The following is a 26,434-nucleotide window of genomic DNA, read 5'->3' on the forward strand; positions in this document are numbered from 1 at the left end:
TTCAGCAAGAAGAATGGACGAGGTCGGCGCGGATCAGACCGCGTAACGCATTGCCGACGTAAAGTGCTGTGCCCTCGGTGATGTCCTGCGGCGTCAGACGAGCGAGTAACGCACGGCGGGCGGCGATCAGCGATTCGCGCCCGATACCGGGCAGCAGGCCGCAGGCGCGCGGTGGGGTCAGAAGGCTGTCGCCGGTATCGATATAGAGATTGGTGATGGTCCCCTCGCACAGCGCGCCGCCGGTATTGAGGAATATCCATTCGTCGATACCCGGAGGCAGGTCGGCGCGGGCGGTGTCATAAAGCGCACGGCGCGTCGTCTTGTGCCGCAGCCATGGATCAGCGGCGTCAAGCCGCTGGGGGTGGATGGCAACGCGCCACCGGGTATCGGGCGCGAGCGGCTGGAACGGGGTGGCAGTAACTGCGGCCTGCCCTGCCGCGTCCACGGTCAGGCGCAGGCGCAGCGGGCCATCGGCGGTGATACCTTCCAGCGCAGACTCGGCCCCCTGCGGCGTGATCCCGAGGGCGCGCGCCGAGCGACGCAGCCGGGCCATGTGGCGCGCACGGTGGGCGATGCCGATGCCCGGCGTCCACAACATCGTCTCGATCAGTGCGAATCCCGGATCAGCGGGCGGGCAAAGCGGGTTTTCCACAGCGCCTCCTCATATTCGGCCTCGGCCGTACTGTCATAAACCACGCCGCCGCCGACATTGAGCGTCACGCGTCCCCCATCGTCCAGCAGCAGGGTGCGGATCGCAACGTTGAATTCGGCCCGCCCGTCCGGCGCAGCCCAGCCGATAGAGCCACAGTAGATGTCGCGCGCCTCCGGCTCCAGATCGCGCAGCACCTGCATGGCGCGCAGCTTCGGCGCGCCGGTGATCGACCCACAGGGGAACAGCGCGGTAAAGAGCCCGGCAAGGCCCGTATCGGGCCTCATCTGCCCCTCGATCAGCGACGTCATTTGGTGGACGGTGCTATAGCTTTCGATGGTGAAAAGTTCCGGCACGGTGACGCTGCCGGGCGTGCAGACGCGGCTGAGATCGTTGCGCAAGAGATCGACGATCATCAGATTCTCGGCGCGGTTCTTCTCATCGCTGGACAGGAAAATACGACGGTGCGCGTCCTCGGCGGGATCGGCGCTGCGCGGCTGGGTGCCCTTCATCGGGCGGGTCTGGATGCGCCCGGACGTATCGGTGCGAAAGAACAGCTCGGGCGAGCGTGACAGCAGCGAAGGCAAGTCCGGCTGGCGTACCAGCGCGCCGTGGCGCACCGGCTGCGCCGCAAATAGCGCGGCATAAACCGCAGCGGGATCGCCTGATGCCGTCCCCTCCAGCGGAAAGGTCAGGTTGGCCTGATAGAAATCACCGGCGCTGATATAGTCATGAACCCTATCGAACGCGGCAGCGTAGCGGGCCGCATCCCAGCGGGGCGTAAATTCCGACAGGCTGCCGCCACCCTTGGGCAGGTCCGGCGCAAGCGTGGGTGCATCATAGACACCGAATGCCATCAGCGGCAGTCGGCGGCGGGTTGGCATCAGCGGCCGAAGGCGCGGCTCCAGCGCATAGCCCAGCTCGTAGCTGGCATATCCTGCCAGCCATGCGCCATCTGCGCGCGCGGCATCCAGCGCGGCCAGTGCGCCCGGCACATCGCCCGCATCCTGTGCAAGGATCATCCGGCGCGGCGCCGCGAACAGGCAGGCGCCATCCCCGTCCGGCCCCACCGGCCCATGATCGAAGCGAATTTCCACCTGCAACCCTCCCTGCGCGCTTCTTTGTGCGCGCCGCCACCTTGGCCGCTACCTAGTGTGTTTCACGCCCAAGTTAAAACAGAACTTGAAATCAGTGCCAGTCGGCGCGCGCCTGTAGCCTAGCCCCTTGCGCCGGAGCGCCGCATGGATATAACGCCACCAATTTGCGCGCCCGCCCAACGCGATCCGATGCGACGCTCCCGGCGGGCCTGCGCAACCACAGCTGCCAAGCGGGGACACGGGTTATGCCAAAGCGCGACGATATTTCATCCATCATGATCATCGGGGCCGGACCCATCATCATCGGGCAGGCTTGCGAGTTTGACTATTCCGGTGCGCAGGCCTGCAAGGCGCTGCGCGAAGAAGGGTATCGGGTGATCCTCGTCAATTCGAATCCGGCGACGATCATGACCGATCCGGGGCTGGCCGACGCCACCTATATCGAGCCGATCACGCCCGAGATCGTCGCCAAAATCATCGAAAAGGAACGCCCCGACGCGCTGCTGCCCACCATGGGCGGCCAAACCGGCCTGAATACTGCACTGGCAGTCGCCGATATGGGAGTACTGGAGAAATTCGGCGTCGAACTGATCGGCGCCAACCGAGAGGCCATCGAAATGGCCGAAGACCGCAAGCTGTTCCGCGAGGCGATGGACCGGCTGGGCATCGAAAACCCCAAGGCAACGATTGCCAACACTATGCAAGAATGCATGGATGCCATTGATTACGTAGGGCTTCCTGCAATCATCCGCCCTGCCTTTACCCTTGGCGGCACCGGGGGCGGCGTGGCCTATAACCGCGAGGATTACGAGCATTATTGCAAGACCGGGCTGGATGCGTCCCCGGTCAACCAGATCCTGATTGATGAATCGCTTCTGGGCTGGAAAGAGTTCGAGATGGAGGTCGTGCGCGACAGTGCCGACAACGCGATCATCGTCTGCGCCATCGAAAATGTCGATCCGATGGGCGTCCACACGGGCGATTCGATCACCGTGGCCCCTGCCCTGACCCTGACGGACAAGGAATATCAGGTGATGCGCAATCAATCGATTGCGGTCCTGCGCGAGATCGGCGTCGAAACCGGCGGATCGAACGTGCAATGGGCGATCAACCCCGCAGACGGGCGCATGGTGGTAATCGAAATGAACCCGCGCGTGTCGCGTTCTTCGGCGTTGGCATCCAAGGCGACGGGATTCCCGATCGCCAAGATCGCGGCCAAGCTGGCCGTCGGCTATACGCTGGACGAGCTGGACAACGACATCACCCGGGTCACGCCGGCCAGCTTTGAACCATCGATCGATTACGTCGTCACAAAGATTCCGCGCTTTGCCTTCGAGAAATTCGCCGGCTCCGAACCGCATCTGACCACTGCCATGAAATCGGTGGGCGAGGTCATGGCGATTGGCCGCACGATCCACGAGAGCCTGCAAAAAGCGCTGGCGTCGCTGGAGACCGGCCTGACAGGCTTTGACGAGATCGCCATCGAAGGCGCGCCGGAGGCAGCTGCCATTACCCGTGCGCTGGCGAAACAGACGCCCGACCGCATCCGCGTGATCGCGCAGGCCATGCGCCACGGGCTGAGCGACGACGACATCCACGCCGTCACCATGTACGACCCGTGGTTTCTGGCCCGCATCCGCGAGATTATCGAAGCCGAGGAGGGTGTTCGCGCCAGCGGCCTGCCCAAGGATGCCGCAGGCCTGCGGCGCCTGAAGATGATGGGCTTTGCCGATGCGCGCCTTGCCACGCTGACCGGCCAAACCGAAACAGCCGTGCGCGCTGCCCGGCGCAGCGCCGACGTCAACGCCGTGTTCAAGCGGATCGACACCTGCGCCGCCGAATTCGAGGCGCAGACGCCCTATATGTACTCCACCTACGAGGCCCCGATGATGGGCGATGTGGAATGCGAGGCGCGGCCCACCGATGCCAAGAAGGTCGTTATCCTGGGCGGCGGTCCGAACCGTATCGGCCAGGGCATCGAGTTCGATTATTGCTGCTGCCACGCCTGCTATGCGCTGTCGGATGCGGGTTATGAGACGATCATGATCAACTGCAACCCCGAGACGGTTTCGACCGATTACGACACCTCCGACCGGCTCTATTTCGAACCGCTGACGTTCGAACATGTGATGGAAATCCTGCGCGTCGAGCAGGAAAACGGCACGCTGCACGGCGTGATCGTACAGTTCGGCGGGCAGACCCCGCTAAAGCTGGCCAACGCGCTGGAAGCCGAGGGCATCCCGATCCTGGGCACGTCGCCCGACGCCATCGACCTGGCCGAGGACCGCGAGCGGTTTCAGGATCTGGTCAACCGTCTGGATCTGAAACAACCGGTGAACGGCATCGCCTCGACCGACGCCCAAGCCTTTGCGATTGCGGAAAAGATCGGCTTCCCGCTGGTCATCCGCCCCTCCTATGTGCTGGGTGGGCGCGCGATGGAGATCGTGCGCGACATGCCACATCTGGAGCGCTACATCGCCGAGGCGGTCGTCGTTTCGGGCAAAAGCCCGGTGCTGCTGGACAGCTATCTGTCGGGCGCGATCGAATGTGATGTCGATGCGCTGTGCGATGGAGAGAACGTGCATGTCGCCGGCATCATGCAGCATATCGAAGAGGCCGGCGTTCATTCCGGAGATTCCGCCTGCTCAATCCCGCCCTACACGTTGGATGCGGATATCATCGCTGAAATCGAACGGCAGACTGTCGCGCTCGCCCGCGCGCTGAAGGTCGTCGGGCTGATGAACGTCCAGTTCGCGGTCAAGAACGGTGAAATCTTCCTGATCGAGGTGAACCCCCGCGCCAGCCGCACCGTACCCTTCGTGGCCAAGGCGACCGATTCTGCGATCGCCTCCATCGCCGCTCGCCTGATGGCGGGCGAACCGCTGAGCAATTTCCCGCATCGCGGCGCCTACCCCAGCGGCGCAACACCGGGCAGCCTGCCGATGGCCGACCAGATGACGCTGGCCGACTATGCGATGCCGTGGTTTTCGGTGAAAGAGGCGGTGATGCCCTTCGCCCGATTCCCCGGTGTCGATACGATCCTGGGGCCTGAAATGCGCTCAACCGGCGAAGTCATGGGCTGGGATGTCAGTTTCCCCCGCGCCTTCCTCAAGGCGCAGATAGGCGCCGGTGTGGTGCTGCCGGAAAGCGGCGCGGTGTTCTTTTCGATCAAGGACACCGACAAGACGCCGCAGATCATCCAGGCCGCGCGCATCATGCTGGACATGGGTTTCACCATCGTCGCCACCCGCGGCACGGCGGCGTTCCTGGCCGAGCACGACCTGCCCTGCACCGTGGTGAACAAGGTCTATGAGGGACGCCCGAATATCGTCGACATGCTGAAGAACGGCGAGATTGCCGTGGTGATGAACACGACCGAGGGCGCGCTGTCGGTTGAGGACAGCCGCGAAATCCGGTCGGTGGCGCTGTATGACAAGATCCCGTACTTCACCACCGCTGCCGCGTCGCTGGCCGCCGCACAGGCGATGCAGGCCCGCCAAGAGGGCGATCTGACGGTGATGCCGCTGCAAGGTCCGACAGCGGCCTGAGACACAGCGCAGGCCGGGCAATTGTCCGGCCTGCGCACGCAGTGTTACAAAGCGGCATCTGCGCGTGAGTACGAAATAATATTAGGCGTATTTCTGCCGGAATAATCATAAATATTCCAACTTAAAAACAGCACCTTACGAACCAACATGCCAGTTATGCGCTCCAGCCACGGCAGCCATGCTGCCATTGCATGTAATATTATTCGAATACCCATTGCTTTCCCCAAAAAGATAGATAGATCCGGGTCAAGGCGACACGGTGAGCCTGAGATGAATATGCAGCACTAGGGAGGCACCCATGACCAGGGATCAATTGAACCGCGAATTTCGCATGCATAGTGCCACATGGCCCGCTGTGCTTTTTGTCTATGGCCTGATCTTCGGGACCATGGTCCTGTCCGCGATGTCGATGACCTGACACGCAGGCCCGGGCCAACCCTGACAGGGCTGGCCACTTCAAAAGTTTCAGCAGATGCAGCGGCGGATGGGACACACCCATGCGCCAATACCCAATTTGGATCAGGGTCCGGAGTGCCCCTGTCCCACGGCCAGAAGCGATAGAGCCATGACCAGAGAACAACTGAACCGCGAACTGCGGGCGCACAGCGCAAACTTTCCTGCCGTCCTGATTGTCTATGCCGCAATTGTTGGCACGATGGTCCTGACCGGCATCGCCATGACCTGAGGGCCGTCCGGCGCGCGCAGGGAGCGGCCCCTGACAAACGACTGCCCGTAAATATATGCGGCGGATGGTGTCCCATCCGCCGCTTTTCTTTTGGGATAGAGATAGCCCCCGAAAAACGCGTTATGCGTCCGAGGGCATGATCTTCTTGTCTTTGGGGTCAATCTGCTGCGATGCCGCCTCACCCAGGTTTTCCAGGCCCCGCTCCTCCAGAAGCGTGGTCAACCAATCAGGATCCATTTCCGGGACCGAGCTGAGCAGAAGGTCCGTATAGGGGTGGTGCGGCGGCGTGAACATCGCGTCCTTCGGACCCTGTTCGACCACCTTGCCATGCTGCATGACGACCACTTCGTCGGCGATCGACCGTACCGTCGCCAGATCATGAGTGATGAACATATAGGCCAGGTTCAGCTCATCCTGCAGGCGGTCCAGCAGGCGCAGAATACCCTCGGCGACAAGTTGATCCAGCGCAGATGTTACTTCGTCACAAACGATAAAGCTGGGCTCGGCCGCCAGCGCACGGGCGATGCCGATGCGCTGCTTCTGGCCACCTGACAATTCGGACGGGTACCGATTGTAGTATTTCGCCGGCTCCAGTTCGATCAGATCCAGCAGCTCGTCCACCCGGTTTTTCAGTGCCGCCCCCTTGAGGCCGGAATAGAATCTCGCAGGCCGTCCGATGATCTCGCTGATCTTGACCTTGGGGTTCAGCGCGGTGTCGGCCATCTGATAGATCATCTGGCACTGGCGCAGCTGTTCCTTGTTTCGGTTGCGGTAATCCGCCGGGAACGGCTGGCCCTTGAACAGCACCTCGCCTTTCTGGGGCGGCAGAAGGCCCGTAATGACGCGTGCTGTTGTGGACTTGCCCGACCCCGATTCACCCACCACGGCCACGGTCATGCCTTCGTAGATGTCAAAACTGACGTTATCCAGGATCTTGGGACCGGCGGAATAGGCGGCATCGACGTTCTTGACGGAAATCAGGCAGTCACGGCCATCACGCTGACGCTGCGGCGACTCGAAGCTGCGTACGGCCCAGAGGGATTTGGTGTATTCCTCCTTTGGGTTATTCAGCATCTCGGCGGTCGAGGCTTCTTCCACCTCTTCGCCTTTCAGCAGTACCTTGATCGTGTCGGCCATCTGCGCGACGACCGCGAGGTCGTGCGTGATATAAAGCGCGGCTGTATCGAACTGATCGACGATGTCCCGGATCGCGGCCAGAACCTCGATCTGGGTGGTCACATCCAGCGCCGTCGTCGGCTCGTCAAAGATGATCAGATCGGGCCGACAGGACATGGCCATTGCCGTCATCGCACGCTGCAACTGACCGCCAGAGACCTGATGGGGATAGCGAAACCCGATCTCCTCGGGGTTCGGCAGGCGCAGACGGTTATATAGATCAATCGCGTCTTCCTGCGCCTCCATCCGTTTTTTCAGACGATATTGCAGCGGCCCCTCGGTGTGCTGATCGATGATCTTGTGCGCGGGGTTGAAGGACGCCGCGGCCGATTGCGCAACATAGGCAATACGCTTGCCGCGCAGGCCGCGCCGCTCTCCCTCGGTGGCGGTGGTCAGCTCCATCCCGTCGAACTCGATAGACGAGTCTTCGGAGATGCGCGTGCCGTCACGGGCATAGCCCATCGCAGCGGCGCCGATGGTGGATTTACCAGCGCCCGATTCCCCGATCAGACCCATCACTTCGCCGCGGTGCAGGGTCAGGTCGACACCCTTGATGATGTCGACCCAAGTTTCGTCCGAATAGCCCTGAATTTTCAGGTTTCTGATTTTCAGAAGGATATCGTGTTTGCTTTTGTCAAAGGTCATGCGTCTTTACTCCTTCAGTCCCGAGGACCGGTGCAGCATCCAGTCCACCACGAAATTGACCCCGACGGTCAGTAGCGCGATGGCGGCGGCTGGAATAAGCGGTGTGATTTCGCCAAATGAGATCAGCGTTGCATTCTCGCGCACCATAGATCCCCAATCGGCCGTGGGTGGCTGGATACCAAGGCCAAGGAATGACAGGCCCGCGACCAGCAGGAACACAAAGCAGAATTCCAGACCGAATTCAGCAACCAGCGGTGCGGTCGAGTTTGGCAGAATCTCGCGCCGGATGAGGTACCAGGTACCCTCCCCGCGCAGTTTGGCCGCTTCGATATAGTCCATCACCACGACATCGCCCGCGACGGCCCGCGTCAGGCGGAAGACGCGCGGTGCGTAGATGATCGACACGGCGATGATGATGACCGGCATCGACGGGCCGAAGATCGACAGCATCAGCAGCGCAAAGATCAGCGACGGGATCGACATGATCACATCCGCGAATCGTCCCAGGAAGTTGTCCAGTATCCCCCCCTTGGTCGCCGCCAGAAGACCCAGAAAGGCACCGACGATAAACGCCAACAGCGTCGCCGTCAGCGCCAGCCCGACCGAATTGCGCGTGCCATAGATCAGGCGACTGAACATGTCGCGACCCAATTGATCAGCACCCAGCAGCATGTTCTGGTCCGCCGGTGCGAAGGCCGACGCAATCACCTCGGCCTCGCCAAAGGGCGCGATCCACGGGGCAAAGATACCCGCGATGGCGTAGGTGAAGATCACGAACATGCCAAAGGCGGCGGTAAGCGGCGCGGTCCGCAATTCCTTGGCCATCTCCTTGGAGACGAGCAGGATCAGGAACTCGCGGAAAGTATAGGACACCATTGCCGCCAACGCGAGAACACCGGCCGCGACCGCGATCATCTTGAGTGCGTCTGCGCCTCCGATGATGCCCACAACGAACGACACCAACGTCAGTGAAAACAGAAGCAGGAACGCTGATCTTTTATTGTAGAACGCGGCAAGGCATGACGCGATCAGGAGCAGCGAATAGTATGCGATTACAAAAATGCTCATATCTCGAACTCCCTTACTTCGGATGCCGCAGGCGCGGATTGGTCAGGATGGCACCCACATCTGCTGCGAGATTGAGCAGGATGAATGTTGCGGCGAAGATCAGGCAGCAGGCCTGCACCACAGGAAAGTCGCGTTTGCTGACCGCGTCGACCAACGCCTGCCCGATGCCGGGATAGACGAAGACCACTTCGACCAGCACGACGCCGGTGATGAGATACGCGAGGTTCAGCGCGATCACGTTGATGATCGGCGCCCAGGCGTTGGGCAGCGCGTGGCGCACGATGACCTTCCACGGCGGGGTGCCCTTCAGCTTGGCCATTTCGATATAGGGCGAGGCCAGCAGGTTGATGATGGCGGCGCGCGTCATGCGCATCATGTGCGCGGTGACAACCAGAACCAGCGTCAGCGCCGGCAGGAACGTGCGCTCCAGCAGTTCCCAGAAGGACATGCTGTCACTCAGGCTGGCGATCGCGGGGAACATGCCCCACTTGACCGAAAAGAAGAGGATCAGGATGTAGCCCAGAAAGAATTCCGGGCTGGAGATCGACGTCAGCGTCAGCACGTTGGCCACCCGGTCGAAGATCGAGTTGCGCAGAAGCGCGACGATCACACCAAGGGTAATGGCGAAGGGCACCGCGATGACGGCGGCATAGGTGGCAAGGAACAGCGTGTTGCGGAACCGTTCACCGATCACGCTCATCACCGTTTCCTGGGTCACGATGGACCGACCGAAATCAAGCGTCACCGCACTTCTCAGCCAATCGAAATACCGCACGATCGCGGGGTCGTTCAGCCCCATCTGCTCGCGCAGGTTTCTGACGTTTTCCTCGGTCGCGCCTTGGCCCAGAACCGCCTCGGCGATGTCGCCTGGCAAGAGTTCGACCATGAAGAAGATGATGACTGAAATCACGAGTAGTATGACCAGCCCCAGACCGAGCCGTTTCGCAACAAGCCCAAGAATGTCGCCCATTTATCCCTCCTGCTGTTGTTCCGGTCTGCCACCGCTAACATGGTCAGACGCGAATTAACAGTAAATCGCCATCTCTATCACGGTACCCCGTGGGTCCATGGCATTGATTTTGGCCCAAAATCCCGCGCCGTGGCGCGGTATGGGCATGACAGCCCGGCGGCCGCAGGGGCGCCGGGCCGGGTGCTCTATCGTCTAGCTTTCGAACCACCAGCGGCTTGCGGCGCGGTAGCCGTCCAGCTGCCAGCTGATCGCGTATTCGCCGGTGGTGCCTATATTCTTGCGCTTGCCGTAAACGAAGTTCGGGAAATACGGGATGACCGTGCCCCCGTCATCACGCGCCAGAACTGCCATATCGCGATACATCTCGGCGCGCAGGCCATCGTCCAGCTCGGCCTTGGCCTGAAGCAGCAGCTTGTTGAACTCTTCGTTCTGCCAGTGCGATTCGTTCCAGGCGGCGTCGTCCTTGTAGGCAAGGCTGTACATCACGTCCGGCGTCGGGCGCGCACCCCATGCCACCATGCACCACGGTTTCTTCAGCCAGATATCGGACCAATAGCCGTCATTCGGCTCGCGCGCGACTTTGATGTCGATGCCCGCGGCCTTGGCGTGTTCCGAATAAAGGATGGCCGCATCGACCGCGCCGGTTGCGATGGAATCGGCAGAATGGAGCGTGACCGACAGATTCTCCATTCCTGCCGTTTTCAGCAGCGATTTGGCCTGATCGGGATCGTAGGGGGTCTGCTCTACATCGTCGGGCCAATAAGGCATGGCGGGCGAATGGTGGAAATCGTTGCCGATCGTTGCCGCGCCAAACAGAATCTTCTCCATCATGTCTTCGCGGTTGATCGACAGCTTCAGGGCCTTGCGCACGTTCACATCGGTGAATGGCTCCACGTCGCAGAACATCGGCATGGTAATCGTCTGCGCGGATGGCAGGTTTATCACATCGACGTCGGGGTGACGCTCGACCAGCGCCATTGTCTTGTTCTCCAGCCAGCTTGTCGCGTCCGCGTCGCCGGTCACCAGCGCCGTCTGACGCGCATTGGGGTCGTTGATGAAGATCACCTCGATCGCGTCGAAATAGGCCCCCTCACCGTGCCAATCGTCGTGGCGGGTCAGCGAGGCGCGGATGCCCGGCTCCCAGTTGTCCAGTTTGTAGGGGCCACAGCCATCGCCGGATTGCCAGTTGGCAGTGCCGTCCTCGTTCGCAGGCAGTATGACCAAGTGATAGTCGGTCATAAGCCACGGCAGATCCGCATTGCCTGCATCCATTTTAAACACGACTGTCGATTCGTCTTGCGCAACGACGTCCGTGACACTGGTCAACAGCGCCTTGGCGGTCGATGTGCTGTCCTCGCCGCGGTGATAATTTATTGAGGCCACGACATCCTCGGCCGTTACCTTCTTGCCTGAATGGAACGTCGCTTTGGGGTTCAGCTTGAACGTCCACTCGGACGCATCCGGTGTGGCCGACCATTCTGTCGCCACGTCAGGGCCAAGCGTGCCATCGGTTTCGATCAGCGTCAGGAACGCCCGCTGCGTGTGTGCCAGCAGGATTTCGGCGTTGGATTCGTAAAGGCCCGGATCGTTGCTGTCGCCCGAGTTGCCATCATGTTGCGCGATGCGAAAGGTGCCTCCACGCTTTGGCTCGGCCCGCGCGGCGGTGCCCCATAGGCCGGTTGCGGCGCTGGCGGTGACGCCTGCGGCCATCGAGTAATTCATGAACGAACGGCGTGAAACCCTCCCCTCGCGGGCGGCGTGCGCCAATCGGTCCAACATCATCTGAGTGTTCGGATTTTTCATGTCATCTCCCTGAATATCGGCTTTGATCCCGCTTTGCACAGGCGGATGGTGTTTCAATACGCCTGTGCAGTCTGTGCCTGTTGCGGCCAGAAGACGGAGTCAGAAGCGACCTGTTGCCAGCAAAACACGAAAGATACCCGGCATCCACAAATTTCCTGAGAACGCAACGATATTTCCGCATTGTTGCCCTTGGTGAAATAAACTTGCATGAGGCGGTGGCCTAACACTGAACTACGCCCAAAAACCTGCGTCCGGCCCGCGTCGTCTGGGGCCAATGCAGACCCGGCGCAATGCCACGCCGGGTCTGGTCGCTGTCACGTAACGGGGCTTTGTGGAAATCAGCCCGTGAACCACCAGCGGCTGGGGCCGCGTGCGCCGTCCAGTTCCCAGCTCGGCGCAAGATTTTCACCGACCGAGACGTTATTGCGCACCGCGTAGACGAAGTTGTTGAAGAACGGGATGATCGTACCGCCATCATCGCGGGCCAGCAGCGCCATTTCGCGATACATCTCGCCGCGCAAACTGTCGTCCAGTTCGGCCTTCGCCTGGACCAGCAGCTTGTTGAAGTCCTCGTTCTGCCAGTGCGATTCGTTCCATGCAGCATCGGATGCGTAAGCAAGGCTGTACATCACGTCGGGCGTGGGGCGCGCGCCCCAGCTGACAGCCGTGAACGGCTTTTTCAGCCAGACATCCGAGTAGTAGCCGTCATTCGGCTCGCGCACGACGTTCACCTTGATGCCGGCCTTGCTGGCTTGCTCTGAATAGAGCACGCACATGTCGACGGCGCCGGAAAAGACCGAGTCGGCGGTGCTGATGCTTACCTCGACGCCTTCGGCGCCGGCCTTTTTCAGCAGCGATTTCGCCTGATCGGGATCGTATTCGCGCTGCTCAATGCCTTCGGGGAAATAGGGCATCGCCGGGCTGTGGTGGAAATCATTGCCCTTCGTTGCCTCGCCAAAGGCGATCTTCGCGATGATCTCGTCGCGATCCATCGCCAGTTTCAGCGCGTTGCGCACATTCACATCGTTGAAGGGTGCGGTATCGCAGAACATCGGCATCGTGATCGCAGCAGCCGACGGCACGCTAAGGATTTCAATCGACGGATCGCGCTCCAGTAGCGCCTTGGTCTTGAGATCGACGAGCGAGATCGCATCGACATCGCCAGTCACCAACGCGGTCTGGCGGGCGTTGGGATCGTTCAGCACCAGCATCAGCAGCTTGTCAAAATACGCACCCTCCAGGTGCCAGCCGTCGTGACGCGACAAGCGGAACTGAACGCCCCAATCAGCATCGTCGATCTTGTAGGGGCCGGACCCGTCGCCCGACTGCCAGTCGATGCCGCCCTCCCCATCGCTGGGGCAAATGGCAAAGTGGTAGTCGGTCATCAGCCACGGCACGTCCGCATTGCCGGCATCCAGTTCGACCACGACCGCATGATCGCCGTCGGCGCGAATGTCGGTGACCGACGACAGCAAGGATTTCGCCGCTGATGTCGATTTTTCGCCCCGGTGGAAGTTCAGCGAATTGACCACATCCTCGGATGTCACAGGCTTGCCGCTGTGGAACGTGGCGTCGGGCGTGATCTCGAATGTCCAGACCGACGCGTCGTCGTTCGGCTCCCACCCGGTCGCCAGATCGTTGCCGAGCGTGCCGTCCGAATTGATCATCGTCAGGTAGCTGCGATACTGGTGCGCCAGATAGATCTGCTGGCGGCTGACATAAGTGCCCGGATCGTGGTTGTCCGACGAGTTGCCGTCATGGATGCCAAAGCGGAACGTGCCACCCTTTTGCGGGGTGGCCGCCCGCGCCTTGCCGGTCCACAGCCCGCCTGCCGCGCCGGCGCCGATACCCACCAGCGCCGAATTGTTGATGAATGCGCGACGGGACATGCTGCCGCTGCGCGCGGCGCTGTCCAGCGTGGCGGTCACGCTTGAATTGTTGGTCTTGGACTGAGTGTGCTTGGTCATTCAGATTTCCTCTGTCAATTGGAATGAGTAATCGCGCGTCGCACCGGGCTGGCCCGCAAGGATATCAAAGGGATGGGGCCGAAGGCGGCCCGGCCGTGTCAGGCCGCCGCTGCGCGGATCTGCGCAGCTCTCGCGCGAGGGCATCTGCCCCAGCGCGGGAAGGGTGCAAAGCGAGTGGCTTGATTGCAACATGGGGCTAGGGGAACATGAAACACGCCAGATCGCCAGCGGAAATCTATAGCAAACCCGTACATTTGGGGGTTGACGATGTGCCGTGCCACCCGCGCAACGTTAAACTAACATTTGCACCACTACTCTGGCGGTCGGGATATGTCGCAAACAAAGGATTAGTCGCCGGTCACGGCCAATCTGACGATCTGGCCGTCACGATCCTCGCTTGAGCCGCAGCTTGGTAAAATAGTCCAACCGCTTCTTCAGTTCGCGCTCGAACCCACGTTCGACCGGTTGATAGAGAATGGGGCGTTTCATGGTCTCGGGGAAATAATTCTGGCCTGAAAACCCGTCCTCGGCATCGTGGTCATAGGCATAGCCCGCGCCATACCCCTGCTCTTTCATCAGCTTGGTCGGGGCGTTCAGGATGTGTTTCGGCGGTGGCTCGGAGCCGGTTTTCTTGGCCTCGCGCATCGCAGCCTTGAAGGCGGCGTACCCGGCGTTCGATTTCGGCGCCAGCGCCAGATACGTCACCGCCTGCCCCAGCGCCAATTCGCCTTCGGGACTGCCCAGACGCTCGTACGTTTCCCACGCATCCAGACAGACACGGTGGGCGTGCGTGTCGGCCAGCCCGATATCCTCGACCGCCATGCGCGTGATTCGCCGCGCCAGATAGCGCGGATCCTCGCCCCCCGTCAGCATCCGTGCCAGCCAGTAGAGCGCCGCGTCGGGATCAGACCCGCGCACCGATTTATGCAGGGCCGAGATCAGATTGTAATGCTCATCACCCGATTTGTCGTATTTCGCGGCCCGCCGCATCAGGCGGCTGGCAAGGCCCTCGGTGTCCAGCTTGCCGGTGACCTTCCACGCGACGATCTGCTCAATCAGGTTCAGCAGGGCGCGGCCATCGCCGTCGGCCATTTCCAGCAGCGCCTCGCGGGCCGGGCCGTCCAACGGCAGCGCGCGACCCATCTCGCGCTCGGCCCGCTGGGCAAGCCGTTCCAGATCCGAAAAGGCCAGCCGCGTCAGCACCAACACCTGGCTGCGGGACAAAAGCGCCGCGTTCAGTTCGAAGCTGGGGTTTTCGGTCGTGGCGCCGACCAACAGGATCGTGCCATCCTCCATAAAGGGCAAAAACCCGTCCTGCTGCGCCTTGTTGAAACGGTGAATTTCGTCGACGAACAGCAGTGTCCCCTGCCCGTTCTGGCGGCGGTGACGGGCCTCCTGAAACACCTTCTTCAGGTCGGCCACGCCAGAGAAGATCGCGCTGATCTGCACGAAATGCAGATCCGTCTCATCCGCCAGAAGGCGCGCGATGGTCGTCTTGCCCACCCCGGGTGGGCCCCAGAAGATGAGCGAGCCAAGGCTGCCCGCCGCCAGCATCACCCCCAGAGGTGCCTCCGGGCCCAGCACCTGCTCCTGACCGATCACCTCATCCAGCGCCTTGGGGCGCAAACGGTCCGCCAAGGGGCGGTGGCCCTGCTGTGGCGTTTCCGGCGCGGCTTCCCCGGTATCGAACAGATCCGCCATCGCCTACAGCCGGAACCGCATGGTCAGCCGCCGCTGTCCACGTTGCACATCCAGCGCCAGCCGACCCCGCGCGCGCTCCAACGCCGCGCTGGCGTCGGTGCTGGTCGCGACCTCAGCGCCGTTTATGCTCAGCAGGGTGTCGCCCGCGCGCAGCCCGGCCCGCGCACCGATTTCACCCGGATCGACGACCAGAACCCCGGACGACGCCGTGAGGGGCAGGTCGTATTCCGCCATCACGGCCGGATTGATCGTGCTGAGGGTCACCCCCGGCAGGGCAGCCCGCGCGCCGGTTGTCAGCGTGGCGCGCGGCGGCGATTCAGGCGCGCGCTGCATCGGCACGGCGATGTCGCGCTGAACGCCGCCTTGAACGGCCGTGACCATCAGTTCCGCCCCGATCCCGGCGACGGTCATCCGATAGATCATCTCGGCGGGGCCGTTCACCTCCTGCCCGGCAACGGACAAAATCACGTCACCGGGGTTCAACCCCGCCGCGCCAAAGGGGCTGGCCGGGTGCATATCCGACAGAATGATACCGCCGGATCGGGCCAATCCCAGCCCCTCGGCCATGTCGTAGGTGACGGGCTGGCCGGTGATACCGGCCCAAGGGCGTTCGAATTTTGTGGCGCCCGCGCGGGCCTGCTCCATGAACTGGCGCACCAGCGTCGCGGGAATGGCAAAGCCGATACCGTTTGAACCACCCGACCGGCTGAGAATGGACGTGTTGACCCCAATGAGACGACCATTGGTATCCACCAGCGCGCCGCCCGAATTACCGGGGTTGATCGGCGCATCGGTCTGAATGAAATAGCCGCGCGTATTGCCCGTTACAGTACCTGACCGCGCGAGGCCGGACACGATCCCGCTGCTGACGGTCTGGCCCACACCAAAGGGGTTGCCGACAGCCAGCGCCAGCTCGCCAACTTCGACGTTTTCGCTGTCGCGCAGGGTTAACGCAGGCAGATCCTCCGCGCCGGTCAGTTGCAGGATGGCCAGATCGCTTTCCTCGTCGGCCAGAAGGACGGTGGCATCATATTCGCGCCGGTCATTCAGCACGACACGGATGTCTGTCGCCTGCCCCACCACATGATAGTTCGACACGACCATACCATCCGATGCCAGAATTACACCGGACCCCAGCGAGTTTTCCACCCGCGGGCGCTGCGCGCCGAAGTTCTGGAACAATTGGCCAAAGAACGGATCATCTGCAAAGGGGCTGGCGCGGCCCTCGATCACACGGCGGGCGTAGATGTTGACGACTGCCGGTGTCACCGCCTTGACCACAGGCACAAAACCCAACTGGATTTCTGTCTGACTGGTCGGAACCTGAGTTTCGGCCACAGCGGGGCTGCTGAGCACCAGCAATGCAATGGCAATCGATCTGAGCATCGCGCGTCTCCGTCATCTGTGCTCGACGGATATGCGCGCCCCGGCGCCCGATTGCAAGTTTGCGCCGCGCACCCAGATACGCAAAAGCCCCCGCCGATCCGGCGGGGGCCTCGCAAACTCCGACCCTTGCGGGCGGTGCTTCAGTCTTCGTCCATCGACGCCAGTTCGGCAGCGACGCGTTCCTTGTCGCCCTTGCCCTTGGCAGCGGGATCGCGGTCGACGAATTCGATGATTGCCATCGGCGCCATGTCGCCATAGCGAAAGCCGGCCTTCAGGACGCGGACGTAACCGCCCTGACGATCCTTGTAGCGGGGGCCGAGGATGTCGAACAGTTTCGTGACATACTGGTCCTGCTTCAACTGCGAAGCCGCCTGGCGGCGCGCGTGCAGATCGCCGCGTTTGCCCAACGTGATCATCTTTTCGATGATTCGGCGCAGCTCCTTGGCCTTGGGCAGGGTCGTCTTGATCTGCTCATGTTCGATGAGCGAGCCAGCCATATTCGCCCACAGCGCCTTGCGGTGCTCGTGGGTGCGGTTCAGGCGGCGGTAACCTCTTGCGTGACGCATTTTCTATACTCCTAAACGTGTTTTGCTTTGTCCGGCGGCGTGATGCGTGTCAGGCCGCTCTCCTTGGGGCTTCAGGCCCGGTATTTGCAGGCCGGACGATATGGCCCGGCCTGCGAATTCTTAAAAGGCGTCTTCGAACTTCTTCGCCAGATCCTCGATATTGTCGGGCGGCCAATCCTCGACGTCCATGCCCAGATGCAGGCCCATACCCGACAGCACTTCCTTGATCTCGTTCAAGGACTTGCGGCCAAAGTTCGGCGTGCGCAGCATTTCGGCTTCGGTCTTCTGGATCAGATCGCCGATATAAACGATATTGTCGTTCTTGAGGCAGTTGGCCGAGCGCACCGACAGTTCCAGTTCGTCGACCTTCTTCAGCAGAAGCGGGTTGAACTCCAGCCCGTCATCGTCTTCGGGGCGGCCTGCGCTTTCTGGCTCGTCAAAGTTGACGAAGATGCTCAGCTGGTCCTGCAGAATACGCGCGGCATAGGCCACGGCATCGTCGGGCGTGATCGAGCCATCCGTTTCGATCTTCATCGTCAGCTTGTCATAGTCCAGCACCTGGCCTTCACGGGTAGGCTGCACATCATAGCTGACGCGGCGGATGGGGCTGTAGATCGCATCGATCGGGATCATGCCGATCGGCGCGTCCTCGGGCTTGTTCTTGTCGGCGGCAACGTAGCCTTTGCCAGTGCCGACGGTCAGTTCCATGAACAGGTCCGCACCCTCGTCGAGGTGGCAGATCACATGCTCGCGGTTCAGGATCTCAATGCCACTGCTGTCCGAGATGTCGCCCGCGGTCACGATGCCCGGACCCTTGACGTTGATCGACAGACGCTTGGGGCCTTCGACCTCCATGCGGATGGCGACGCCCTTGAGGTTCAGGATGATGTCGGTAACGTCCTCGCGGACACCCGCCACGGACGAAAATTCATGCAGCACGTTGTCGATCTGCACAGAGGTGATCGCGGCCCCCTGAAGCGACGACAGCAAAACGCGGCGCAACGCGTTGCCCAGCGTCAGACCAAAGCCGCGCTCCAGCGGTTCGGCGACGACAGTGGCCTGACGCAGCGGGTCATTGCCCGGCTTGACGTCCAGCTGTGTCGGCTTGATCAGTTCAGCCCAGTTCTTGTGGATCATGTGTCCCTCCATACCAGTCCTGCCCGCATGTCCGACGGCCAGAACGCCCGAGGTTTAAAATGACGTAAGTGGGGCTGCGCGGACATGCGCAGCCCCACTTGAAACAATAGCCTTAAACGCGGCGGCGCTTCGGCGGACGGCAGCCGTTATGCGCCATCGGCGTCACGTCGCGGATGGACGTGATGTTGAAGCCGACAGCAGCCAGGGCGCGCAATGCGCTTTCACGGCCGGAACCGGGCCCCTGCACTTCGACTTCGAGCGTACGCATGCCGTGATCCTGGGCTTTCTTGCCCGCATCTTCGGCGGCCATCTGGGCAGCGTAGGGCGTCGACTTGCGCGACCCCTTGAAGCCACAGGTGCCGGCCGAGGACCATGCAATTGCGTTGCCCTGAACGTCGGAGATCAGGATCTTGGTGTTGTTGAAGGACGAGTTCACATGAGCAACGCCTGTGGCGATGTTCTTGGAAACCTTCTTCTTTGTGCGTTTGGTATCGCGTGCCATATCCGATGCCCTCCCTTATTTCTTCTTGCCGGCAATGGCCTTTGCGGGGCCTTTGCGGGTGCGGGCGTTGGTATGGGTGCGCTGGCCGCGAACCGGCAGGTTCCGGCGGTGGCGCAGACCGCGGTAGCAACCAAGGTCCATCAGACGCTTGATGTTCATCTGCGTCTCGCGGCGCAGGTCACCCTCGACGGTCAGGTTCGCGTCGATATACTCGCGCAGCGCTACCGTTTCGGTATCGCTCAGCTCGTTGACACGGCGCGTCTGGTCGATGCCGACCGCGTCGCAAATGGTTTTTGCGGTCGAGGGACCGATACCGGTGACGTAGGTAAGGGCAATGGGAACCCGTTTATGCGTCGGGATGTTGACGCCGGCGATACGTGCCACGTGCATATTCCTTTTTCGTTGCGGGTCCGTAATGCCGGACCCTTTTTTCACAACGTAGGCCCGAGGCGCATGGCGCCCGAGCCGCAGCTGAATTCAGGTAATCGATTCGGTCTTGGGAACAGTCCCATGGGAATCAAGCCCCTTGCGGGATGCTGCTGGTTAGGAGGAATTGCAGGGGGCGTCAAGGGCGCGGTGGCAAACTAAACCACCCCACCCGATTTCACCGGTTCCCCAGCCCATCTCAGCCCTGGAGAATGTCGGCTATGCTGCTTTGCACATCTTCGACCGCACCCAGCCCGTCAATGCTGCTGAGCATGTCTTTGGCATAGTAATACCCGATCAGCGGCGACGTTTTCTTGTAATATTCCATGAGGCGATTGCGCAGCGCCTCTTCGTTGTCGTCGGCGCGGCGGGTGAACTCATGCGTCTCGCCGCAGGTCGTGCAAACGCCGTCTTGCGGGATCGGCTTGGTATTATCGTTATAAACCGCGCCACACCCGGCGCAGGTCGAGCGCGCAGTGATGCGACCGACCAAGGCTTCATCATCGACCTGCATCTCGATCACGGCATCCAGGGTTTCGCCGCACTCGGACAGCAGCTGCCCCAGCGCGTCCGCCTGGGGCAAGGTCCGCGGAAAACCATCAAAGATGAAACCGCCGTGCTTGTCGCCTTCCAGCTTCTCGCGGATCAGGCCGATGACGATCTCGTCCGTCACCAGTTCGCCGCGGGCCATGACATCGGCAACGCGCTTGCCCATCTCGGTGCCGCTATCCTTGGCCTCGCGCAGCATATCGCCGGTGCTCAGCTGGATCATGTCGCGGGTGGCAACCAGATGATGTGCCTGAGTGCCCTTGCCCGCGCCCGGCGGTCCGAGAAGAATGATGTTCATTTATTTCCGTCCTGTCCCTTTGCGACGCGCGCGCCTTTTGCCCTTGCCGCCCAACTGTGATTTTTCAATCAGCCCTTCGTATTGATGTGCCAGAAGGTGGCTTTGCACCTGCTGGATCGTGTCCATCGTGACCGATACGACAATAAGAACCGATGTGCCGCCAAAATAAAAGGGGATCGCGAATTGCGCGCGCAGAATTTCCGGCAGCAGGCAGACCAGAGCCAGATACCCCGAACCAAGAACAAGAATACGGCTGACCACATATTCCAGGTATTCCGCCGTCCGCTTGCCCGGACGGATACCGGGGACAAAACCATTCTGGTTTTTCAGATTCTCCGCAACTTCGTCGGGTTTGAACGCCACGTTGTAGGTGTAGAAATACGCGAAAAACACGATCATAGCGGTGAAGAACAACAGATAGAGCGGCTGACCAGGGCCGAAATAGGCCAGGATCGTCGACATGATGGGGCTACCGCCCTGCCCGCCCGAAAACGTGCTGATCGTGGTCGGCAGCAACAGCAGGGAACTGGCGAAGATCGCCGGGATCACGCCCGCCGGGTTCACCTTGACCGGCAGATGCGACGAACCGCCGTCATAAACCTTCATGCCTACCTGACGACGGGGGTACTGGATGTGGATCTTGCGCAGGCTGCGTTCCATGAACACGACAAAGCCGATCACGGCGACCACCATGACGATCACGCCGATGATGACAGCCGGGCTGATCGCACCGCTGCGCCCACTGGCAAAGAACTGCGCCAGTGCCGCAGGAACCTCGGCGATGATTCCGACAAAGATGATCAGCGAAATACCGTTACCGATGCCGCGCGCGGTAATCTGCTCGCCCAGCCACATCAGGAACATCGTGCCGCCCACCAGCGTCACCATGCAGGACACGATAAAGAACATGCCCGGATTGGTGACCAGATCGCCCGATTGCAGGCTGACGGCCAGACCGTAGGATTGCAGCGTCGCCAGCAGGACCGTGCCGTAGCGGGTGTACTGGTTGATCTTCTTGCGGCCGGACTCGCCCTCTTTCTTGAGCTGCTCCAGCGACGGAACCATCGCCGTCATCAGCTGAATGATAATCGAAGCCGAAATGTAGGGCATGATTCCGAGGGCGAATATCCCCATCCTTCCCAGCGCGCCACCGGTGAACATCGACAGCATGCCGCCGATGCTGGCACCCGCGCCGACCATGAATTCACGCAGTTCGGCGCCGTCGATGCCGGGAACCGGAATCCATGTGCCGAGGCGGTACACCACCAGCAGCATGAGGGTGAACACGATGCGCTTGCGAAGGTCGGTGGCCTTGCCGAGCGCTGCCCAGCTGGTGTTGGCCGCCATTTGTTCTGCTGCAGATACCATTCGGCTCTCTTTCGGAATGACAACGCCGCCGACTGCTGTTTTCCAGCGGCCCGGCGGCGTGTTTTGAAAAACTAGGGAGTATGTAAGCGGCGCGGAGGCCGCTCACAACCTCTTATTCAGCCGCTTGAGCCGCCGATGCGCCGGTCAGCGTCAGCGAACCGCCCGCCTTTTCGACCGCCTCGACCGCCGATTTGGAGGCGCCGGTGACTTCCAGCGTGATCTTGGAGGTGACGTCGCCCTTGGCCAGAACCCGCACACCGTCCAGCTTGCGGCGCACCAGACCGGACGCGATCAACGCGTCCTCGGTGATGGCGCTGCCAGCATCCAGGTTGCCGCCGTCGATGAATTTCTGGATCAGACCCAGATTGACCACGGCATATGCCTTGCGGTTCGGCTTGTTGAAGCCGCGCTTGGGCAGACGCTGATAGAGCGGCATCTGGCCGCCTTCAAAGCCCTTGATCGCAACGCCCGAGCGGGATTTCTGACCCTTGATACCACGGCCGGCAGTCTTGCCCATGCCCGAGCCGGGGCCACGGCCAACGCGCTTTTTGCGCTTGGTTGCGCCTTCGTTATCGTGCAGTTCATGCAGCTTCATGTCGCTTCTCCTTGTGCCGGATGCGACCCCCAGCGACGGGAGCGGCCGAACGCGGCTTGATTGGGTTTCGAGTCGGCACGGGTGCCAACACTCGGGCGCGTATAGCGGGCCGCTACCGCTCTTGCAAGAGCGGTGGCGCCACGCAGTGGCGTCCAACCTCATTCCGCTTGGTTGTAACTGCCGTCCGCGTCATGTGTCTCGGCCCCTGTCAGAGCGGGCGTGAAAATACACAGAAGGCGCAAGTCCGTCTTGGCACGGATGATATGTGCATCATGCGCATCCAGAACGTACATCGTGCCGGGGCGCAGCGGCCATTTTCGCCCGGTGGCGACTTCCTCGACCTCGCCTTCGCCTTCAATGCAATAATTTGCCTCGATATGGTGCTTGTACTCCAGTCGCTGGATACTGCCCGCACGGATCAGCGTGTCGTGAAACGAATATCCCAGCCCATCACGTGCCAGCAGTATGCGGCGGCTGTCGAATGCGTCGCCGGTGACATGATCCGCAGTGCCAAGAACATCCGCGAGGGTTTTCAGGATCATCCGATAGCTCCATCGTTTTGGGCGCAAAGCGGCCACGACTTGACTTTGTTAACCTTTGTTAATTTACTTGTGAAATTCCACAACGAGGCATTTCCTTATGATGAAAGCGCTTATCACGGTCTGCGCCCTCACCTTGGCAACGACAATGCCTCTTTTAGCCAGCGAACACAGCATGTCTGAAGTTGCAAGGCCCGACGTGTCGACGATCGCCCATAGCGGTGGCTGCCGGAAAAGCTCGCCTCCCGGACAATGCTGCCATGCCGGCTCACAGCCGCTGCACTGCCACTGAAACGCAAAACGCCCCGGCCATTTCCGACCGGGGCGCTGCTATCAAGGCCGAGAAACCTCAGCCTTTTTCTTCAACGATCTCAACCATATGCGAGATCTTGCTGATCATGCCGCGGACACTGGGCGTGTCCTCCAACTCGCGCACGCGGTGCATCTTGTTCAGGCCGAGGCCGATCAACGTTGCGCGCTGCTCGGCGGGGCGGCGGATGGGGCTGCCCACCTGCTTGATGACGATAGTTTTGGCCATGTCTTAACCCTCCTGCGCGACGGGCGCTTGTTCGCCTTTGATCTTGGGCGCGTGTTCGGTAGCCATGATGTCCGCGACCTTCTTGCCACGGCGCTGCGCAACCATGCGGGGGCTCGACTCTTTGGTCAGGCCGTTCATGGTGGCGCGGATCATGTTGTAGGGGTTCTGACTGCCGTTCGATTTCGCGACGACGTCCTGAATGCCCAGCATTTCGAACACGGCGCGCATCGGACCACCGGCGATGATGCCGGTACCCTGCGGTGCGGAGCGCATGATCACCTTGCCGGCGCCATGGCGCCCTTCCATGTCGTGATGCAGTGTGCGACCCTCACGCAGCGGCACACGGATCATGGCGCGCTTGGCGGCCTCGGTCGCCTTGCGGATGGCCTCGGGGACCTCCTTGGCCTTACCCTTGCCGAAACCGACGCGGCCCTTCTGATCGCCTACGACGACCAGCGCGGCAAAGCCGAAGCGCTTGCCGCCCTTGACGGTTTTGGAAACGCGGTTGATCGCGACCAGACGGTCGGCGAATTCAGGGGTCTCGTCGCGCTGGTTGCGGCGGCCCCCGCCACGGTTGTCATCTCTTGCCATGCGGCATGTCCTTCTCAAAGCGGCGCGGCTTGCGCCAAATGTGTCAATCCAGGTGGGCAAATGCGCCCCCGGATCATCGAGGCGGCCCCATGACAGGGGCCGCCTACGCTGAGTTTAGATCTTCAGACCACCTTCACGCGCGGCGTCGGCCAGAGCCTTGACCTTGCCGTGAAAGAGGAAGCCGCCACGGTCGAAATACGCTTCTTCGATGCCGGCCTTTTTCGCGCGCTCGGCAATCGTGGCGCCCACTTTGGTGGCCGCTTCGATGTTGCACTTGTTGACCATGCCCAGATCCTTTTCCAAGGTCGAGGCCGATGCCAGCGTCACGCCGTTGACATCGTCGATCAGCTGCACGCTGATATTCTTGTTGCTGCGGTGAACGCTCAGGCGCATACGCCCTGCGTTCACTTTGCGAAGTTTGTTCCGAACGCGCAGGCGGCGTTTCAGAAACAGTTTTCTCTTGCTGTTTGCCATCTACCCGTTCCTTACTTCTTCTTGCCTTCTTTCTGGAAGATATACTCGTCTTTGTAGCGAATGCCTTTGCCCTTGTAGGGCTCGGGACGACGCCAGTCGCGAATATCAGACGCGACCTGACCGACGAGCTGCTTGTCCGTGCCTTCGACCGAGATCTCAGTGGCCTTGGGGACGGTAACAGTCACACCTTCCGGAATTACAAAATCGACGTCATGGCTTAGGCCGAGGTTCAGTTTCAGGACATTGCCCTGAAGCTGCGCCCGGTAACCGACGCCGCGAATTTCAAGATCTTTCTTGAATGTCGCGTTGGTGCCGTGAACAACATTGGCCACGACACTACGTGTCATGCCCCACTGCTGGCGCGCGCGCTTGGATTTACCGCGCGGCGTGATCGTGATCTCACCCTCACCGATGGTGATGGTCACATCGTCCGTGGCGGTAAAGCTTTTCGTTGCCTTCGGTCCCTTGACCTCAAGCGTCTGGCCGCTGAGCGTAGCGGTGACACCTTCGGGCAGGGGAATGGGCAGTTTGCCGATACGAGACATATACAGCCCTCCTTAGAATATCGTGCAGAGCACTTCGCCGCCGATATTCTGGCTGCGCGCGCTTGCATCCGACATCACACCTTTTGAGGTGGAGACAATCGACACACCCAGGCCCTGACGGACCGACGGGATGTCCTTGACGCCCAGATAGACGCGACGACCGGGCTTGGAGACCCGCTTCATTTCGCGAATGACGGGGGCGCCATCGAAGTATTTCAGACTGATCTCGATGGCCGGGTGGCCATCCTTGCCAGTCGCGCTCTCAAAGCCGCGGATATAGCCTTCGTCCGCCAGAACACCGAGCACACGCTCGCGCATTTTGGAGGCGGGGGTCATCACCGTGGATTTGCCACGCATCGAGGCGTTGCGGATCCGCGTGAGCATATCGCCGATAGGATCATTCATTTCAAATCTCCCTTACCAGCTGGATTTCACGAGGCCCGGAGCCAGGCCAGCCTGGCCCAGTTCCCGCAGCGCGATACGCGACACTTTGAGCTTGCGATAATACGCATGCGGACGGCCTGTCAGCTGGCAGCGGTTGTGCAGACGTGTTGCACTGCTGTTGCGCGGCAGGTCGGCCAGCTTCAGGGTCGCGCGGAAACGCTCTTCCATCGGCTTGCTCTGGTCATTGATGATCTCCTTGAGCGCCGCGCGCTTGGCGGCGAACTTGTCGACCAGCTTCTGGCGCTTCTTCTCGCGCTCGATCATTGCTTTCTTAGCCATAACTCTCTCTCCCGCTGCTTCAGCTGTTGAAGGGCATGTTGAAATGCTTCAACAGCGCCTTGGCTTCAGCGTCGGTTTTCGCCGTGGTTGCGATGATAACGTCCATGCCCCAGGATTCGTCGATCTTGTCAAAATTGATCTCGGGGAAGACGATGTGTTCCTTGATGCCGAAGGCATAGTTGCCGCGACCATCAAAGGATTTGCCCGAAACACCGCGGAAGTCGCGGATACGGGGCATCGCGACCGTGATCAGACGGTCGAGGAAGTCATACATACGGGCACTGCGCATGGTGACCTTGGTCCCCAGCGGCATGTCCTCGCGGACACGAAAGCCGGCGATCGAGTTCTTTGCCATCGTCACAACAGCGCGCTGACCTGCAATCGTGCTCAGGTCGTCCTGAGCCGACTTCGCCTTCTTGGAGTCGCGAACGGCCTCGGCACCGCAGCCGATGTTCAGGACGATCTTGTCCAGACGCGGGATCTGCATGTCGTTGGTATAGCCGAACTCTTCTTTCAGCTTGGCCTTGATCTCGTCGTGGAAAAGCGCACGCAGGCGCGGGGTATAGGTTGCTGAATCAAGCATCGATCACGTCCCCCGTGGTTTTGGCGACGCGCACCTTCTTGCCATCCTTGACGTCAAAGCCGACGCGGGTCGGTTTGCCGTTGGCATCCAGCAGCGCGATGTTGCTGAGGTCGATGGGCATCGCCTTGGGCAGGCGGCCACCCTGTGCGGTCTGGCTCTGGCGGGTGTGGCGGATGGCCATGTTGGCGCCATCGACAACGGCCTTGCCGGCCTTGGGATCAACGGAGGCAACGGTGCCTTCCTTGCCCTTGTCCTTGCCTGCGATGACGACGACCTTGTCGCCCTTCTTCAGTTTGGCAGCCATG

Annotated in this window: 26 protein-coding genes; 1 reads left to right on the plus strand and 25 read right to left on the minus strand. The window is 61.1% G+C overall.

Annotation, left to right across the window (positions count from 1 at the left end):
* Position 1: 1 nt before the first annotated feature.
* On the minus strand, positions 2 to 652 hold the full coding sequence (locus FGD77_RS18980) for an aminotransferase class IV family protein (protein WP_255012638.1): 651 nt from the start codon (positions 650 to 652) through the stop codon (positions 2 to 4).
* Positions 607 to 1,746: an aminodeoxychorismate synthase component I gene (locus FGD77_RS18985; protein WP_255012641.1), complete on the minus strand. Its 1,140-nt coding sequence runs from the start codon at positions 1,744 to 1,746 to the stop codon at positions 607 to 609. The genes FGD77_RS18980 and FGD77_RS18985 overlap by 46 nt, the downstream gene beginning before the upstream one ends.
* 245 nt (positions 1,747 to 1,991) lie before the next feature.
* On the opposite strand from FGD77_RS18985, the gene carB reads away from it, so the two are divergent.
* On the plus strand, positions 1,992 to 5,294 hold the full coding sequence (gene carB / locus FGD77_RS18990) for a carbamoyl-phosphate synthase large subunit (protein ID WP_255012654.1): 3,303 nt from the start codon (positions 1,992 to 1,994) through the stop codon (positions 5,292 to 5,294).
* 805 nt (positions 5,295 to 6,099) lie between these two features.
* Here carB and FGD77_RS18995 read toward each other — a convergent pair.
* From FGD77_RS18995 to rplX, 23 genes are all read right to left on the minus strand, one after another.
* Entirely contained in the window at positions 6,100 to 7,800 is a 1,701-nt protein-coding gene (locus tag FGD77_RS18995; protein WP_255012656.1) for an ABC transporter ATP-binding protein, read from the minus strand.
* 6 nt (positions 7,801 to 7,806) lie between these two features.
* Positions 7,807 to 8,868, minus strand: coding sequence for an ABC transporter permease (locus FGD77_RS19000; protein WP_255012659.1), 1,062 nt, complete (start codon positions 8,866 to 8,868; stop codon positions 7,807 to 7,809).
* Between the two features lie 13 nt (positions 8,869 to 8,881).
* Positions 8,882 to 9,838 (minus strand): ABC transporter permease, encoded by a 957-nt coding sequence (locus tag FGD77_RS19005; RefSeq protein ID WP_255012663.1) that lies wholly within the window; start codon positions 9,836 to 9,838, stop codon positions 8,882 to 8,884.
* 192 nt (positions 9,839 to 10,030) lie between these two features.
* Positions 10,031 to 11,641, minus strand: coding sequence for an ABC transporter substrate-binding protein (locus tag FGD77_RS19010; RefSeq protein WP_255012670.1), 1,611 nt, complete (start codon positions 11,639 to 11,641; stop codon positions 10,031 to 10,033).
* Between the two features lie 338 nt (positions 11,642 to 11,979).
* Positions 11,980 to 13,608: an ABC transporter substrate-binding protein gene (locus FGD77_RS19015; RefSeq protein WP_255012674.1), complete on the minus strand. Its 1,629-nt coding sequence runs from the start codon at positions 13,606 to 13,608 to the stop codon at positions 11,980 to 11,982.
* Between the two features lie 384 nt (positions 13,609 to 13,992).
* A complete protein-coding gene (locus FGD77_RS19020) occupies positions 13,993 to 15,309 on the minus strand; it encodes a replication-associated recombination protein A (RefSeq protein WP_255012677.1) in 1,317 nt (438 codons plus the stop codon).
* A gap of 3 nt (positions 15,310 to 15,312) precedes the next feature.
* The gene (locus tag FGD77_RS19025) at positions 15,313 to 16,695 is read right to left on the minus strand and encodes a trypsin-like peptidase domain-containing protein (RefSeq protein WP_255012679.1); all 1,383 of its coding nucleotides are present in this window, start codon (positions 16,693 to 16,695) and stop codon (positions 15,313 to 15,315) included.
* Positions 16,696 to 16,835: 140 nt separating this feature from the next.
* Entirely contained in the window at positions 16,836 to 17,261 is a 426-nt protein-coding gene (rplQ, locus tag FGD77_RS19030; RefSeq protein ID WP_255012682.1) for a 50S ribosomal protein L17, read from the minus strand.
* Between the two features lie 120 nt (positions 17,262 to 17,381).
* Entirely contained in the window at positions 17,382 to 18,398 is a 1,017-nt protein-coding gene (locus FGD77_RS19035; RefSeq protein ID WP_255012686.1) for a DNA-directed RNA polymerase subunit alpha, read from the minus strand.
* Positions 18,399 to 18,510: 112 nt separating this feature from the next.
* Positions 18,511 to 18,900, minus strand: coding sequence for a 30S ribosomal protein S11 (gene rpsK, locus FGD77_RS19040; protein WP_073199670.1), 390 nt, complete (start codon positions 18,898 to 18,900; stop codon positions 18,511 to 18,513).
* Positions 18,901 to 18,915: 15 nt separating this feature from the next.
* The gene (rpsM, locus tag FGD77_RS19045; RefSeq protein WP_255012735.1) at positions 18,916 to 19,284 is read right to left on the minus strand and encodes a 30S ribosomal protein S13; all 369 of its coding nucleotides are present in this window, start codon (positions 19,282 to 19,284) and stop codon (positions 18,916 to 18,918) included.
* 241 nt (positions 19,285 to 19,525) lie between these two features.
* A complete protein-coding gene (locus FGD77_RS19050) occupies positions 19,526 to 20,173 on the minus strand; it encodes an adenylate kinase (RefSeq protein ID WP_255012738.1) in 648 nt (215 codons plus the stop codon).
* The gene (secY, locus tag FGD77_RS19055; RefSeq protein WP_255012740.1) at positions 20,174 to 21,541 is read right to left on the minus strand and encodes a preprotein translocase subunit SecY; all 1,368 of its coding nucleotides are present in this window, start codon (positions 21,539 to 21,541) and stop codon (positions 20,174 to 20,176) included. It lies immediately after the preceding gene.
* A 112-nt stretch (positions 21,542 to 21,653) separates the two neighbouring features.
* Positions 21,654 to 22,136 carry a 50S ribosomal protein L15 gene (gene rplO / locus FGD77_RS19060; RefSeq protein WP_255012741.1) on the minus strand — a complete coding sequence of 161 codons (483 nt, stop codon included), beginning with the start codon at positions 22,134 to 22,136 and terminating at the stop codon, positions 21,654 to 21,656.
* A 158-nt stretch (positions 22,137 to 22,294) separates the two neighbouring features.
* Entirely contained in the window at positions 22,295 to 22,678 is a 384-nt protein-coding gene (locus FGD77_RS19065; RefSeq protein WP_255012743.1) for an ectoine synthase, read from the minus strand.
* A 346-nt stretch (positions 22,679 to 23,024) separates the two neighbouring features.
* Positions 23,025 to 23,213 carry a 50S ribosomal protein L30 gene (rpmD, locus tag FGD77_RS19070; RefSeq protein WP_255012745.1) on the minus strand — a complete coding sequence of 63 codons (189 nt, stop codon included), beginning with the start codon at positions 23,211 to 23,213 and terminating at the stop codon, positions 23,025 to 23,027.
* Between the two features lie 3 nt (positions 23,214 to 23,216).
* Positions 23,217 to 23,804, minus strand: a complete 588-nt coding sequence (gene rpsE, locus FGD77_RS19075; protein ID WP_255012747.1) for a 30S ribosomal protein S5 — start codon at positions 23,802 to 23,804, stop codon at positions 23,217 to 23,219.
* A gap of 114 nt (positions 23,805 to 23,918) precedes the next feature.
* Positions 23,919 to 24,278, minus strand: coding sequence for a 50S ribosomal protein L18 (rplR, locus tag FGD77_RS19080; protein ID WP_255012749.1), 360 nt, complete (start codon positions 24,276 to 24,278; stop codon positions 23,919 to 23,921).
* Between the two features lie 11 nt (positions 24,279 to 24,289).
* Positions 24,290 to 24,823 (minus strand): 50S ribosomal protein L6, encoded by a 534-nt coding sequence (gene rplF, locus FGD77_RS19085; RefSeq protein ID WP_255012752.1) that lies wholly within the window; start codon positions 24,821 to 24,823, stop codon positions 24,290 to 24,292.
* Between the two features lie 12 nt (positions 24,824 to 24,835).
* Entirely contained in the window at positions 24,836 to 25,228 is a 393-nt protein-coding gene (gene rpsH, locus FGD77_RS19090) for a 30S ribosomal protein S8 (RefSeq protein WP_255012754.1), read from the minus strand.
* Between the two features lie 12 nt (positions 25,229 to 25,240).
* Positions 25,241 to 25,546 carry a 30S ribosomal protein S14 gene (rpsN, locus tag FGD77_RS19095; protein ID WP_255012757.1) on the minus strand — a complete coding sequence of 102 codons (306 nt, stop codon included), beginning with the start codon at positions 25,544 to 25,546 and terminating at the stop codon, positions 25,241 to 25,243.
* Positions 25,547 to 25,565: 19 nt separating this feature from the next.
* The gene (rplE, locus tag FGD77_RS19100; protein WP_255012759.1) at positions 25,566 to 26,129 is read right to left on the minus strand and encodes a 50S ribosomal protein L5; all 564 of its coding nucleotides are present in this window, start codon (positions 26,127 to 26,129) and stop codon (positions 25,566 to 25,568) included.
* Positions 26,122 to 26,433 (minus strand): 50S ribosomal protein L24, encoded by a 312-nt coding sequence (gene rplX / locus FGD77_RS19105; RefSeq protein WP_255012761.1) that lies wholly within the window; start codon positions 26,431 to 26,433, stop codon positions 26,122 to 26,124. The genes rplE and rplX overlap by 8 nt, the downstream gene beginning before the upstream one ends.
* Between the last annotated feature and the right edge of the window lies 1 nt (position 26,434).

It is taken from the genome of Roseovarius sp. M141, from assembly GCF_024355225.1.
In the GTDB taxonomy this organism is placed as follows: domain Bacteria; phylum Pseudomonadota; class Alphaproteobacteria; order Rhodobacterales; family Rhodobacteraceae; genus Roseovarius.